Annotated in this window: 13 protein-coding genes; 10 read left to right on the top strand and 3 right to left on the bottom strand. The window is 72.3% G+C overall.

All coding sequences use genetic code 11. The features are described from left to right. Nucleotides 1-5 precede the first annotated feature (5 nt). From HNR25_RS09740 to HNR25_RS09720, 5 genes are all read left to right on the top strand, one after another. The gene (locus HNR25_RS09740; RefSeq protein ID WP_184634329.1) at nucleotides 6-563 is read left to right on the top strand and encodes a TRAP transporter small permease; all 558 of its coding nucleotides are present in this window, start codon (nucleotides 6-8) and stop codon (nucleotides 561-563) included. Further along, a complete protein-coding gene (locus HNR25_RS09735; RefSeq protein WP_184634328.1) occupies nucleotides 560-1,834 on the top strand; it encodes a TRAP transporter large permease in 1,275 nt (424 codons plus the stop codon). The genes HNR25_RS09740 and HNR25_RS09735 overlap by 4 nt, the downstream gene beginning before the upstream one ends. Before the next feature lie 95 nt (nucleotides 1,835-1,929). Then, the gene (locus tag HNR25_RS09730) at nucleotides 1,930-2,928 is read left to right on the top strand and encodes a DctP family TRAP transporter solute-binding subunit (protein ID WP_184634327.1); all 999 of its coding nucleotides are present in this window, start codon (nucleotides 1,930-1,932) and stop codon (nucleotides 2,926-2,928) included. Between the two features lie 33 nt (nucleotides 2,929-2,961). Next, nucleotides 2,962-4,851, top strand: a complete 1,890-nt coding sequence (locus tag HNR25_RS09725; protein WP_184634326.1) for a sugar phosphate isomerase/epimerase and 4-hydroxyphenylpyruvate domain-containing protein — start codon at nucleotides 2,962-2,964, stop codon at nucleotides 4,849-4,851. A gap of 95 nt (nucleotides 4,852-4,946) precedes the next feature. Further along, entirely contained in the window at nucleotides 4,947-5,792 is an 846-nt protein-coding gene (locus HNR25_RS09720) for a shikimate dehydrogenase (protein ID WP_221458449.1), read from the top strand. A gap of 239 nt (nucleotides 5,793-6,031) precedes the next feature. On the opposite strand, the gene HNR25_RS09715 is transcribed toward HNR25_RS09720, so the two are convergent. Both HNR25_RS09715 and HNR25_RS09710 read right to left on the bottom strand, forming a co-directional pair. Continuing rightward, complete coding sequence (locus HNR25_RS09715) at nucleotides 6,032-6,229, bottom strand: DUF397 domain-containing protein (RefSeq protein ID WP_184634325.1); 198 nt, start codon at nucleotides 6,227-6,229, stop codon at nucleotides 6,032-6,034. Between the two features lie 19 nt (nucleotides 6,230-6,248). Beyond that, on the bottom strand, nucleotides 6,249-7,103 hold the full coding sequence (locus HNR25_RS09710; protein WP_184634324.1) for a helix-turn-helix domain-containing protein: 855 nt from the start codon (nucleotides 7,101-7,103) through the stop codon (nucleotides 6,249-6,251). Nucleotides 7,104-7,403: 300 nt separating this feature from the next. On the opposite strand from HNR25_RS09710, the gene HNR25_RS09705 reads away from it, so the two are divergent. Genes HNR25_RS09705 through HNR25_RS09695 form a run of 3 tightly spaced genes read left to right on the top strand, consistent with a single transcriptional unit; the run spans nucleotide 7,404 to nucleotide 8,140 of the window. Next, nucleotides 7,404-7,631, top strand: coding sequence for a hypothetical protein (locus tag HNR25_RS09705; RefSeq protein ID WP_184634323.1), 228 nt, complete (start codon nucleotides 7,404-7,406; stop codon nucleotides 7,629-7,631). 3 nt (nucleotides 7,632-7,634) lie between these two features. Continuing rightward, entirely contained in the window at nucleotides 7,635-7,865 is a 231-nt protein-coding gene (locus tag HNR25_RS09700) for a hypothetical protein (RefSeq protein ID WP_184634048.1), read from the top strand. Further along, a complete protein-coding gene (locus HNR25_RS09695) occupies nucleotides 7,862-8,140 on the top strand; it encodes a hypothetical protein (protein ID WP_184634049.1) in 279 nt (92 codons plus the stop codon). Before HNR25_RS09700 ends, HNR25_RS09695 begins: the two co-directional genes overlap by 4 nt. A 130-nt stretch (nucleotides 8,141-8,270) precedes the next feature. On the opposite strand, the gene HNR25_RS09690 is transcribed toward HNR25_RS09695, so the two are convergent. After that, the gene (locus tag HNR25_RS09690; RefSeq protein WP_312862444.1) at nucleotides 8,271-9,080 is read right to left on the bottom strand and encodes an SAM-dependent methyltransferase; all 810 of its coding nucleotides are present in this window, start codon (nucleotides 9,078-9,080) and stop codon (nucleotides 8,271-8,273) included. Nucleotides 9,081-9,582: 502 nt separating this feature from the next. Here HNR25_RS09690 and HNR25_RS09685 point away from each other — a divergent pair. Both HNR25_RS09685 and HNR25_RS26455 read left to right on the top strand, forming a co-directional pair. Next, a complete protein-coding gene (locus HNR25_RS09685) occupies nucleotides 9,583-11,226 on the top strand; it encodes an RICIN domain-containing protein (RefSeq protein WP_184634321.1) in 1,644 nt (547 codons plus the stop codon). A 195-nt stretch (nucleotides 11,227-11,421) separates the two neighbouring features. Then, the gene (locus tag HNR25_RS26455) at nucleotides 11,422-12,894 is read left to right on the top strand and encodes a helix-turn-helix domain-containing protein (RefSeq protein WP_221457484.1); all 1,473 of its coding nucleotides are present in this window, start codon (nucleotides 11,422-11,424) and stop codon (nucleotides 12,892-12,894) included. The last annotated feature ends 172 nt before the right edge of the window (nucleotides 12,895-13,066 follow it).

Genomic DNA, 13,066 nt, shown 5'->3' with positions numbered 1-13,066 from the left:
CCCGGATGACCGACACCCCCGAACCCCCCGGCGACGGGCCGCCCCCGCGGTCCCGTCCGGCGGCGGTGCGGTGGCTGGAGGCCGCGGAGCTGACGGCGGGAATCGCGTTCCTCGCCCTGATCTTCGTGCTGATGCTGACCCAGGCGCTCCAGCGCCACCTGCCCGTGTCCGGATGGGTGGGAACCGGCGAGCTCGCCCGGCTCGGGCTGGTCTGGCTCGCGTTCTCGCTGTCGGGCTACCTGCTCGGCCGCGACGAGCACATCACCCTGAAACTGATCGACTTCGCGCCGCAGGCCTGGATCCGGCGCACCGTGTGGATTCTGGCCAACCTCGTGGTGGCCGCCGTCTGCGCCGGCTTCGTCGTCGACGCCGTCGAGCTGGTCTTCGGCGGTTCGCCGATGACCACCCCGGCCCTCGGGATTCCCATGAGCTGGGTCTACGTGATTCCGATGGCCGGACTGGCGCTGACCGCGCTGCGCGCGGCGGCCAACGCCGTCGCCACCGGCCCGCCCGCCGCCGCGGCACTGCCCGGCAACACCGACCCCGGGGAGGCCGACCGATGAACGCCGCCGTGGTCGTCGCCGCGATCCTGGCCCTGCTCGTGCTGCGCGTCCCCATCGCCTTCGCGATCCTCGGGCCCTGCCTGGCCTACATGGCGCTCACCGACCAGTCGACCGGACTGAGCCTGCGCACCGCCGCAGAGGAGATCGACAGCTTCCCGCTGCTGGCGGTCCCGCTGTTCGTACTGGTGGGTGTGACCGCCAACCACACCGGAATCGCCGACCGCATCTTCGCGTTCGCCCAGGTGCTGTTCGGCCGGGTCCGTGCCGGACTGGGCTACGTCAACATCGGGGTCAGCGTGGGCTTCTCCTGGATGAGCGGCAGCGCCCTGGCCGATGTCGCCGGCGTGGGCAAGATGACGGTTCCGGCGATGACGAGCCGCGGCTACTCGCGGCGCTTCTCCATCGGACTCTCGGCGGCCTCCAGCCTGATCGGCCCGGTCATGCCGCCCAGCATCCCGGCGATCGTCTACGCGTCCGTGGCCGCAGTGTCCACCGCGGCGCTCTTCGCCGCCGCCGTCGTCCCGGCGCTGCTGATCGCCGGCGGGCTCGCACTGGCCGTCTTCTTCTGGGGGCGCCGCCAGCACCATCTGGCCGGGCGGCGGCCCGAGCCCGGCGAAGTGCGCGGCGCGGTCCTGCGGGTCCTGGGCCCGCTGGGCGCCCCGGTGCTGCTGCTCGGCGGCATCCTCAGCGGCCTGTTCACCCCCACCGAGGCCGCCGCGGTCGGCGCCGCCTACGTGTTCGTCCTCGGCATCTGCTACCGCAGCCTGAATCTGCGGACGCTGCGGACGATCGCGGTGGAGACCGCCACCACAGCGGCCTCCATCGCCGTCATCCTGGCGGCTTCCGGCCTGCTCGGCTGGGTCCTCGCCCGCGAGCAGGTTCCCCAGGACCTGGCGTCGTTCCTGCTCGGTTTCACCGACAGCCAGCTGGTCTTCCTGCTGCTGGTCAACGTCGCGCTGATCTTCATCGGCACGGTGCTGGAACCGGTCGCCGCGCTGGTGATCACGGTGCCGGTGCTGCTCCCGGTGGCGATGCAGTTCGGCGTCGACCCGGTGCACTTCGGCGTCATCACCATCGTCAACCTGATGATCGGCCTGCTCACCCCGCCTATCGGGGGAGTGCTGTTCGTGCTGGGTTCGGCGACCCGCACGCCGATGCAGGAGGTGTTCCGGGGAACCGCCCCGTTCCTCCTCCCGCTCGTCGCGGTCCTCGTGCTGCTGACCGTGGCACCGGACGTCGTGCTGTTCCTACCCACGCTCCTCGACCTCTAGCCGGTCCTGCCCCGGTCGGAAACCGACGCAGTGACCCCGTCCCCACCGCCGCTCCCACGCGGCATCCCCCACAGGAACCCCTAAGGAGGCGTTCGATGCGCACCACCCTTCGCTGGGCGGCCGTAGTGCCCGTGGCCGCTCTGACCCTCGCCGGCTGCGGCGGCGAGGGCGGATCCGACGACGGATCCGTCACCCTGACCTTCTCCAACAGCTACACCGAGGACCACCCGCACACCCGCTGCGGCATCGACCTGGTCGCCGAGAAGGTCGACGAGGCAGGTGTCGGCATGACCGTCGACACCTTCCCCAACAGCCAGCTGGGCGGTAACACCGAAACCTTCGCTTCGGTGATGTCCGGCGACATCGACATGGACGTGCAGGGCTCGGCCGCCCTGGGATCGAGCTACGAGCCGATCGGCGTGTTCGACGCCGCCTACGCCTTCGACGACGCCGACCACCTGTTCGGCTTCTTCGACTCCGACGCCTCCGACACCGTCAAGCAGGACTTCGAGGACGCCACCGGCGCCAAGATCCTGGACGCCTGGTACTTCGGCGACCGCCACTTCACCGCCAACGAGCCCATCCGCGAGCCCGCCGACCTCGACGGCCTGCGGATGCGGTTCCCCGACTCCCCGATCTACCTGCAGAACGCCGAGGCGCTGGGGGCGGACGCGACCGCCGTCGCGTTCGAGGAGGTCTACACGGCCCTGCAGCAGGGGACCGTCGACGGACAGGAGAACCCCATCCCCACGATCTCCAGCAAGAGCTTCGACGAGGTCCAGTCGCACGTCAGCCGGACCAGCCACCAGATCGGGTCGCAGATGATCGTCGTCTCCGGCGAGACCTGGGACGGGCTCTCCGGCGAGCAGCAGGACGCCCTGCAGCAGGCCGTCAGCGAGACCCGCGCCGAGAACCGCGCGTGCATCGAGGACGCCGAGGCCGAGATCGTCGACGAGTGGAAGGCCGAGGGGTCCGTCGAGATCGTCGACGACGTCGACACCGAGGCGTTCCGCACCCAGGCCCGCGAGTACTTCGGGAACAACCTCGACGGCAAGTCGCTGGAGCTCTACGAAGCCTTCCAAGAGGCGAAGTAGGCCCGGCGGAGACGACGGAGCGGAGCAACGCACATGCGGCGCAGTATCGCCACGGTATCCCTCAGCGGAACGCTGGAGGAGAAGCTGCGGGCGGCAGCGGCGGCCGGGTTCGACGGGGTCGAGATCTTCGAGAACGACCTCGTCGCATCGCCGCTGCCACCGCGCGACGTCCGCGCGACGGCAGCGGACCTCGGGCTGGGAATCGACCTGTACCAGCCGTTCCGCGACTTCGAGGGGGTCGGCGACGCCCAGCTCGAACGGAACCTGCGCCGGGCCGAGGCCAAGTTCGCGCTGATGCTCGAACTCGGCACCGACACCATGCTCGTGTGCTCCAACGCGTCGCAGGCGGCCCTCGGCGACGACGCGCGTGCGGCGGAGCAGCTGCACCGCCTCGCCGAGGCCGCCTCGCCCTACGGGGTGCGCATCGCCTACGAGGCGCTGGCCTGGGGAGGCCGCGTGGACGACTACCGCCACGCCTGGCGCATCGTCTCCGAAGCCGACCACCCGTCCCTGGGCGTGTGCTTGGACAGCTTCCACATCCTGTCCAAGGGCGACGACCCCTCCGCGATCCGCGCGATCCCCGGCGAGAAGATCTTCTTCCTGCAGCTGGCCGACGCCCCCTACATGGCCATGGACCTGCTGCAGTGGAGCCGGCACTACCGGTGCTTCCCGGGCCAGGGCGGATTCGACCTGACCGCGTTCACCCGCCACGTGCTGGAAGCCGGCTACACCGGCCCCTTGTCGCTGGAGGTCTTCAACGACGTCTTCCGCGCCTCCGACCCCCACCGCACCGCCGCCGACGCGCTGCGTTCGCTGTCGGTGCTGGAGGACGCGCTCGGCCGCGAGCGGGCGGCGGAGCGCGCACCCGGGGAGCCCGGGGCCGACGGCGCACGGCCCCGGGCCTCCCTCACCCGCCTGCCCGACCCGCCCGCGGACACCGGCTTCGCATTCGTCGAAGTCGCGGCCGAGGGATCCGGGGCCGAGAGCGTGCGCGCCGTGCTGGGCGCGCTCGGGTTCGCCCACACCAGCGACCACCGGTCCAAACCCGTCCAGCTGTGGAGCCGCGGCGACGCCCGCCTCCTGCTCAGCTCCACCGACCCGCGCCTGGGCCACACCTGGAGCGGCGACGCCGCCGTCACCGCTGTGGGCGCGGAGGTCGCCGATCCCGACCGCGCCGCCCAGCGGGCCGACCTGCTGCTCGCCCCGACCCTGCCGCGCCGCCGCGACCCGGCCGAATCGCGGCTGAACGCGGTGGCCGCCCCCGACGGCACCGCCGTGTTCTTCTGCGCCGACGGCCGAGACCGGGAGTGGCTCGACGACTTCTCCGCGGCGGCCGTGCGCGACCCGCATCCGGGCGGGGACACGGCGGTGACCGCGATCGACCACGTGGGCTTGTTCCAGCCCTTCGACCAGTTCGACGAGGCGTCGCTGTTCTACCGCTCGGTTCTCGGACTGGAGCCCGACGCCAGCCTGGAGGTCGCGGCGCCCGACGGGCTCGTGCGCAGCCGGGCGCTGTCCTCAGGCGGCGGACTGCGCATCGCCCTCAACGTCTCGGTGCTGGGCCGGGGAAGCCGGGCCGACGCCGCGGGAGGAGCCCAGCACATCGCCTTCGCCTGCGACGACGTGTTCGCCGCCGCCGAGGCCATGCGTGCCGCCGGTGTCGCACCGCTGACCATCCCCGACAACTACTACGAGGACCTCGCCGCCCGCACCGACCTGGCGCCGGCGGTACGCGAACGGATGCGGGAGAACGGGATCCTCTACGACCGCGCCGGCACGGGGGAGTTCTTCCACTTCTACACCCCGATGCTCGACAACCGGCTGTTCTTCGAAGCGGTGCAGCGCACCGGCGGCTACACCGGCTACGGCGCCGCCAACGCCGCCATCCGCATGGCCGCCCACCGAGCGGAGCGCACCAGGTGACCGGCGCGATCGGCGACGAGGCAGCACCGGTCGGGGCCGCATCGCCAGAGGCCGGCCCCCGGGCGGACGCCGCAGCACCGTCCTACCTCGTCGGGCTGATCGGCTCCGGAGTCGGCCCTTCACTCACCCCGCCCATGCACGAGCGCGAAGCGGCCGCGTCGGGGCGGCGGCTGATCTACCGCACCATCGACATCACCGAGTTGGACCTGCCCCCGGACTCGGTGTCCGGACTGGTGGCGGCGGCGCAGCGGCTCGGGTTCAACGGGCTGAACATCACCCACCCGTGCAAGCAGCTCGTGCTTCCTGCGCTGGACGGGCTCACCCCGGACGCGGCGGCGATCGGCGCCGTCAACACCGTGGTCTTCGACGGCGGATCGGCCGTCGGGCACAACACCGACTGGTCGGGCTTCGCCAGCTCCCTCGAACGCGGATTGCCGCACGCGCCCCGCGACCGGGTGGTGCTGCTGGGCGCGGGCGGCGCCGGCGCGGCCGTGGCCCACGCGCTGCTGGCGTCGGGAGTGGGCGAGCTGGCCGTCGCCGACGTCGACGCCGACAGGGCCGGGGAACTCGCCGAGCAGGTGCGCCGCCGGTTTCCGGACGCGGCGGTCGGCATCGGCGACGCCGCCGCTCCCGAACGCCTCCTGGCCTGGGCGGACGGCCTCGTGCACGCCACACCGACGGGTATGGCCCATCACCCGGGCAGCCCCGTGCCGGCGGAGCTGCTGCGGCCGCCGCTGTGGGTGGCCGACGCGGTCTACCGCCCGCTGCGCACCGAACTCCTGCGCAGCGCCGAGCGCAACGGCTGCGCCACCCTGGACGGCGGCGGTATGGCGGTGTTCCAGGCCGCCGACGCCTTCGATCTGTTCACCGGGCTCGGCCCCGACCGCGAGCGCATGCTCGCCCATTTCCACGAGCTGCTCGCGGCCGAACAGCGGAACTGATCGCTGGCCGCTGACCGTGTGCCTCGGCGCCGTTCGCGGCGCCGGGGGACACCGAGGTTCGCCGCTACCCGGCATAGCCGGGTGCCACACGCGCCCGCCGAAAGCCGCCTTGGGAAGGCGCATGGGAAGCCGCGACATGGCGGCCGGCCCCGCCGGGGCGATAGGATCGACACGGTTCTGGTACGAGTCAGGCCCCGGTGGGCGAACCGTCCCCGGGGCCTGACTCATGCCTGGAAGCCTCACACGTCGCCGGCCTTCAGCCCTTCGACGAACGCCGCCCACTCGGCGGCGGGGAACGCCAGGTGTCCGGCGTCGCGGTCCTTGGTGTCGCGCACCGCGGCGACACCCGGCGCCTCGCCGACCTCGACGCAGTCATTGCGGGTCGCCGAGTAGCTGGACTTGCGGAAGGCGAACTGGTGGTCTCGGTTCTGGTCCATCGGTGTTCCTGTTTCCTAGTCACTCGTAGTGGGTGCGAAGAAGGTCACGCATCCGGGTAGCCGACGCCTCGGGGTGAAGCGCCATCACTCGGATGTCATCCCACGCGTCTCGGTACGTCTCCACCTCCGGCGGCTCTTCCAGGTAGAGGCCATCGGTGCGGTTCTCGATGTAGACGACCGACGGGTCTACGGGATTGGGGAAATCGAGGATGGTGAACGCGCCGGCGATGCCCGGGTGCAGTCCTACCTCCAGCGGCAGTACCTGCACCTTGATCGTATTGGCCTCCTCCGAGATCTGGATCAGCTTCTCGATCTGCGCGCGCATCACGTCGCGACCGCCGGCAGGGCGCAGCAGGACGGACTCGTCGATGACGGCCCACAGCCGTGGGGCGTCATCGCGGTCCATGATCTCCTGTCGCTCCATTCGCGCCTCGGCCGCCCTCTCGGTTGCCGAGGCGTCCTTTGCGTGGACGGCACGATCGGAGGCAGCGGCGTACTCACGGGTTTGAAGGAGTCCGTGGATCACCATGGACTGGTAGGTCGAGATCACCGAAGCCTCGGCCTCGAATCCGACGTAGCTGTCGGTGAAAACGTCGCCGTACCTCGCCCACCAGCCCTTCTCGCGCGACTGGCGCGCGAGCGTCACGAGCCCCTCGCGGACTTCCTCGCTTGCGCCGTAGAGGTCGGCCAGTGCCCGCACGATCACCGGGTCGGGACGCTTCCACTTGTTGAGTTCCATGTTCGTGAGTCGCCCGCGTGACCAGTCGAGACGGTCTCCGACCTGCTCGGCCGTCATGTTGGCCTCTTCGCGCAGGCGTTTCAATTCGGCGGATAGTCGCCGGCGCCTCACGGTCGGGCTGTGCCTGTCCGCCACGGTCCGTGCTCCCTGCCTCGTCCGGCGCTTGCGTCCTGCGGCGATGGTAGATCACCCCCTCGGCGAAGGTTTTGCCGACAGCATTGCACAGATCCGAACTTTTGTATTGAAAATCGGCTTGATCTTGTCACTATGGGGAGTACCAGAACCACGCGCGGCCTAACCAGCCGCCCGACCCCGCAGGGGGTAGCTATGCGAACTCTGTCCAGGACCGTCCGAGGTCGTCGCGGTAGGCCGGTCGATCCGCGGCGCGGCGTCCGCGCCGCCGGGCGCGTCCGGCCCTACGTCACCCACCAGCCGGTGACCGAACCGCCGCCGCCGGTGCCGCCTGAGCGCCACCGGTTCGCGCCCCCGCGGGTGCCCGCCGCCGAGACCGTGCCGCCGCCCGCCCCGGTGGCGGGGGCGGTGCCGCCCGGTGGCGGGCTGGACGATGTGCGTGCCGGGCTCGCCGGTCCGGTGCGGCGCCTCCTCGACGCGCGGCCCGATCTGGGCCGTCCGGTGCCGGGCGACCTGCTCGCGGGGGTGTGACCGGTGGCGCCGGTGGAGGACGCCGAGTCCACCCGCCTGTCGCTGCGCGACACCGCGCGCATGGCCGCCGTCGCCGGGAAGCTCGACGCCGTCCGCCGTGCCGCACCCGACGATGCGCCCTGGCTGCGCACGCTGCTGAGTGAGGCGCTGGCCGACATCGACCGGGTGCGCGGCCGCAGCACCGCGGTGGCCACGGCCCGCCCGCCGATGACGGGGGAGGTGCCGCGGCAGTGAAACAGCGCCGCCCGCCGCGCATCACCGCCGACACCCGGGACCCGGTCGGCGACCTCGCCGCGTTCTACCGCGACACCTGGAACATCCGGGGCGTGCTGGTTCCCGGCGGGGACTGGCACTGGCGCCTGGCCCGCCGCCACCCGGTGCCGGACGGCGCCGGCGCCGGCCTGGTCGACGTCTGGGAGGGCTGCGCCCGCCCGGCGTGGGTGCGGGACTGGCTCGTCGACCAGGACCGGGCATGGGGCCGGTGGCGAGACGGCGGCCACGCCCCGTAGGCCACCGTGCTTCTCCCCCGGGAATCGCGTTGATCTTGTAGCTACGGTTATGGGAAACCGGTTTCACTCTCCGTAGCTACAAGATCAACGCCCGAGAGGGCGGGGCGGCCCGGGCGGGCAGAAGGCGCGGTCAGGGTTTGCGGGCGACGCCGCCGTATTCGGCGACGGGGCCGATCGTGCCCATCGGCGTGCCCTCCGGGCGCCACAGCGAGCATGAGACCACGCCCGGCTCCATCAGCTCCAGGCCGTCGAAGAGCGACGCGATCCCCGCGGCCGAGCGCACCGTGAGCTTGGGCGTGCCGCGCTCGTTCCAGGCCGCGGCGACCTGGTGGGCGCGTTCGGCGTCGAGGTCGTCGGTGGGGTGCGACACGACCAGGTAGCTTCCCGGCGCCAGCGCCCCCAGCAGGCGGTCCATGATCGAGCGGACTTCGGCGTCGTCCTCGACGAAGTTCACCACGCCCAGCAGTATCAGCGCGACCGGTCGGGAGAAGTCCAGGCTCGCGGCGGCCGCCTGCAGGATCGCGTCCGGGTCGCGCAGGTCGGCGTCGACGTAGTCGGTGACGCCTTCGTCGGTGCCGACGAGCAGGGCGCGGGCGTGGACGAGCACCAGCGGATCGTTGTCGACGTAGACCACACGGGCGTCGGGGGCCGCCGACTGGGCGACGTCGTGGGTGTTGTCGATGGTGGGCAGGCCGGTTCCGACGTCGAGGAACTGCCGGACGCCCTTGTCGCGGGTCAGGTGGGTGACGGCGCGCACGAGGAACTCGCGGTCGGCGCGCGCGTTGTCGACGATCTCGGGGAAGAACGAGCGGATCTGCTCGCCCATCTCCCGGTCGACGGCGTAGTTGTCTTTGCCGCCGAGCCAGTAGTTCCAGATGCGGGCGTTGTGGGGGACCGACGTGTCGATCTCGGGGGCCGGCTCGGGGGTGTGGGGATCCACGGTCCTGCCTTCTGCGCTCGGGTCCGGTGTGCGGGGGCGGCGCGTGCCGCCGGAATCATTCAACGTCCACATGAGCGGGCTCGGCAAGTCCTGCCCCGCAGGGCTTTCGCCTGCGTGTTCCGATGCTCGGACCCGGGCGGTGCGCAGGACGTGTGCGGGCGCGGAGGCCGCACCCGGGATGAATCGTTTTCAGGTCGTCGGACGACCGGTGAGACGCGGCCGGATCCGCGTGTGCAGTGGAAGCGGAACTACGCATCGAGGGCGGGTCGCCGTGTGCAGGGGATGCACCCGAAAGTGGAAGAAATCGATTCAGGACGGATATTCCCGAACGTGTCCGGCGTGCTACCGTCCGTTCGACTTCCGGGCGAGGTCTCCGCCCGGCGGGGCCGGATCGGCCGTTCCCCGCCGTGCGGGCCGGCCCGGTGCGGCCCCGCCGCGGGCTCCGGCCCGGGTTTCCGGCGGTCGCCGCGCTCATCCCCCGATCCCCCGAGGAGCGCAACGAATGACGCACCGCATCTGGGCACCCCCGATACCCGCCCGCCGCAGACGCCACCCGCTCGCCGCCGCCCTGTTCGCCTGCCTGCTGGCCGCCGCCGGCCTCGTCGCGGCCCCCTCCCCGGCCCGGGCGGCGGTGGACGTCGACACCGGCACCGAGTACGTGCTGCAGAACGTGCACAGCGGCCTGGTCGCCGACGTCGAGGGCGCCTCGACCGAGACCGGCGCCGAGCTGATCCAGTGGTCGCGCAGCGACCAGGCCGGGCAGCGGTTCCGGTTCGCGCCGTCGGGCGACGGCTACTACCGCATCATCAACGTCAACAGCGGCCAGGCGATCGACGTCTGGGAGCACTCCACCGAGGGCGGCGCCGAGATCCGCCAGTACACCGACACCGGCGGCGCCAACCAGCAGTGGCTCGTCGAAGAGGCCGCCACCGGCGTCAGCCTGACCAACCGCAACAGCGGTATGGCCCTGGAAGCCTGGGAATGGGGCGACAGCGAAGGCGACCGCCTGTCCCAGTGGGAACCCACCGGCGACGCCAACCAGCAGTGGCGGCTGATCCCCGTGGGCGACTCCGGCGGCGGGGCGCCGTCGGGAGAATGCGGCACCGGCAGCTACGACGCCGAGGTGACCGGGTCCGGCGGGACTTACACCGCCGCCGGCGGCGGCACGGTCCACTACAGCGGCGGCGACCTGGCCGATGCCGTGCGCGCGGCCATCGGCAGCCTCAGCGGCGGCCGCGGATCCCAGGAGTCGGTCGTCGTCCGCGCCTCGGGCGACGTCTCCGCCGGTGAATCGATCGACGTCCCCAGCCACACCCGCCTGGAGGTGTGCGGCACGCTCAACGCCACCGGATCCGCCTCAGCGGACAACGCGCCGATCCGCATCCGCCACGCCGACGACGTGTCCGTGCCCTACCTCAGCGTCACCGGCGCGCCCTACTTCGCCGTGTGGGTCCGCACGTCGCAGAACGTCCACCTCGGCGAGATCGACCTGCGCCAGTCCGGCGGAGCCGGCATCCGCATCGACAGCCGCGACGACGACTCCGTCCGCGAAGCGCGCGACATCACCCTCGACCACGTCTACGTGGAAGGCACGGGCGGGCACGGCGTCGAGACCTACGGTGTGGACGGGATCGACATCGGCACCGTCGTCGCCCGCGACACCGGCTACTCCGGTCTGCTGCTCAACGACACGGTCAACGCCGACGTCGGCCTGGTCGACGGTGTGGGCGCCGGAACCGGGACCGGCTACGCAGCCTTCCGCATGGCCAACCGCAACGGCCGGGTGGGCGGCTCCTACCCGACCAACGTCCACGTCGACGAGGTGCGCGCCCGCGGCGGGGGCCGGGGCGTCTTCTGCGTCTCCGAAAGCGGCGGCGCGGTCATCGACCGGGTCGACATCGCCGATACCGGCAGCAACGCCATCCTCATCGAGAACTGCCACAACGTCGACATCGCGGCGGAGGAGGGCAGCGTGGCCGGCCCCGGAAACATCCGGCTCGCCGCGCGGTCGGACTTCGCCAACACCTCCGACATCACCCTGCAGAACCTGACCGTCACCGATTCGGGGATCACCGAGCGGCCGTGCGTCGACGGTGTCACCTACCGCGACAACACGCTCGTCAACAGCGGAAACGACGTCTGCTGACCCGCGGATCCGCCGCCCGCCGCCCGGAAGCGGCGGCGGGCGGCGGGCGCCCGGCCCGTGCGGCCCGTGCGGTCGCGGCGCCGCCGCCCCGGGCGGCCTGTTCGCCGCCCTGCTTTGCGGACCCCGCCGATCCGATCCGGCATCGGGCCTGCGTATCGTGTGCGGCGCCGGGTGGGCCGACGGTTGGAGAGTGCCGTGCCGACATCCCCGATGCTCGATGATCTGCTGCGCCGGCTGAGGTCCGGCGTGTCCCAGGACGCCCCGCCGCAGCCGCAGCGGGTCGCCGACCGGCTCCTGCAGGAGACCGGCGCGGACATCGCCCTGATCAACGCCGACGGGGAGGCGGAGGTAGCCACCTCCGGGATTACCGGCGGCGTTCTCGCGGCGCTGGAGCCGGTGCTGACGCAGCTGCTCGGCGGGCAGGTCGCCGCGGCCGCTACGCAGGCCGGCGGGATGCACGTGCGGTGCGAACTGCTGCGCCGGGATGCGCCCCGGACGGTGCTGGTGGTGGCGGCCGGGTCGCCGCTGACGCGGGAGGCGATCACGCTCGCGTCGCACACCGGGACCGTGATCGACACCCTGCGGCGCGTCCACCACGCCGATACCGTCGCCGACCGGTACCGGTACGCGGCGGGCCGGCTGCGTGTCGGGCTCTTCATGGCCCTGATGGCGGGCGACGTGACCCTGGCCCGCCGGATGACGGTCGGCGCCGTCCCCCCGTTGCTGGACGCCGAGCGCGTCCGGGTCCACCTGCTGTACTGCCCTCCGTCCGAACGCGACAGCATCGCCGCGACCTACCAGGACGGTCCGGGCGACCGGGGGCGCAGCCTGATCGTGCGCTGCCCGGTCTACGAACCCCACCTCATCTGCCTCGTCCCCGACGACGACGGCGGCGACCGCGACGGCTCCGGCCTGGGCGCCGTGCTGCGCTCGCTGGTGCGGCACGATCCGCGCTATGCCCTGGGGATCAGCGAGCCCCAGCCGCTCCAGGCCACGGCGGAAGGCTACGAGCAGGCCCGCCACGCGCTGGCGGCCGCCCGCCACACGACCGGCCGCACCGCCCCGTACCACGGCCATGCGCCGCTGGCCGGCCTGCTGCCGCGTGCGCAGGCCGGCGCCTGGTCGCGGGCTGTGCTTGCGCCGCTGGACACGCTGCCCCGGTTCACCGTCGACGTCACCCGCTTGGCCTTGACCTTCCCCCGCCTGGGTGTCGCGCGCCTGCTGGGAATCAGCCGCAACACCGTCACCGCCCACCTGCGGCGCGCCGAGGACGCCATCGGAGCGGATCTGCACGACATCCACGTCCGCGCCGATCTCGCGCTGGCCATGGCCGTTTCCGGCCTTCCGGCGGTCGGCGGCGGCCCGGACGGCCCGCCGCAGGGGGCGTTGGACGCCCTGCTGGCCACGGAGGAAGCCGACGCCTGGGCGCGGGCCTTCCTCAAGCCCGTCGAGGACCGCGCCGACCCCCACCTCCGTTCGACCCTGCGCGCATGGGTCGGGGCCGGCGGCGACGCCCAGCGCGCGGCGCGCGGCCTCGCCGTGAGCCGTACCACGGTCCGCTCCCGGATGCGCACGGCCGAGCGGCTGCTGAACAGGGACCTGCTGGCGCTCGGCCCCGGTACCCACGACCTCGTCCACGCCCTGCGGATCGCCGACCGTGCACCGTGATCAGTCCCGGCCGGGAGGTTGGGCACCGTGCGCATTGCCCCGGACCTGCCGTCGGCCTACTGTCAGCTGCGCTGGTCGAAGAGCGGTGAGTGCGTAAGCGGAGAAAAGGCCGGGCGCCGTCCCAGTGCGGGAGGGTCCGGAAAGGCGCTCGGGAGAGGGCCGGAGCCCGCCG

Origin of the sequence: Streptomonospora salina, from assembly GCF_014204715.1 — a bacterium.
GTDB classification, from domain to species: Bacteria; Actinomycetota; Actinomycetes; order Streptosporangiales; family Streptosporangiaceae; genus Streptomonospora; species Streptomonospora salina.
Note: the sequence above shows the minus strand (reverse complement) of the source record. Positions and strands in the feature narration are given on the sequence as shown.

What these genes read in the sequence shown, in the direction of transcription:
- HNR25_RS09685 (WP_184634321.1), top strand. Translation starts at nt 9,583, where the DNA reads ATGACGCACCGCATCTGGGCACCCCCGATACCCGCCCGCCGCAGACGC.
- HNR25_RS09735 (WP_184634328.1), top strand. Translation starts at nt 560, where the DNA reads ATGAACGCCGCCGTGGTCGTCGCCGCGATCCTGGCCCTGCTCGTGCTG.
- HNR25_RS09740 (WP_184634329.1), top strand. Translation starts at nt 6, where the DNA reads ATGACCGACACCCCCGAACCCCCCGGCGACGGGCCGCCCCCGCGGTCC.
- HNR25_RS09725 (WP_184634326.1), top strand. Translation starts at nt 2,962, where the DNA reads ATGCGGCGCAGTATCGCCACGGTATCCCTCAGCGGAACGCTGGAGGAG.
- HNR25_RS09715 (WP_184634325.1), bottom strand. Translation starts at nt 6,229, where the DNA reads ATGGACCAGAACCGAGACCACCAGTTCGCCTTCCGCAAGTCCAGCTAC.
- HNR25_RS09730 (WP_184634327.1), top strand. Translation starts at nt 1,930, where the DNA reads ATGCGCACCACCCTTCGCTGGGCGGCCGTAGTGCCCGTGGCCGCTCTG.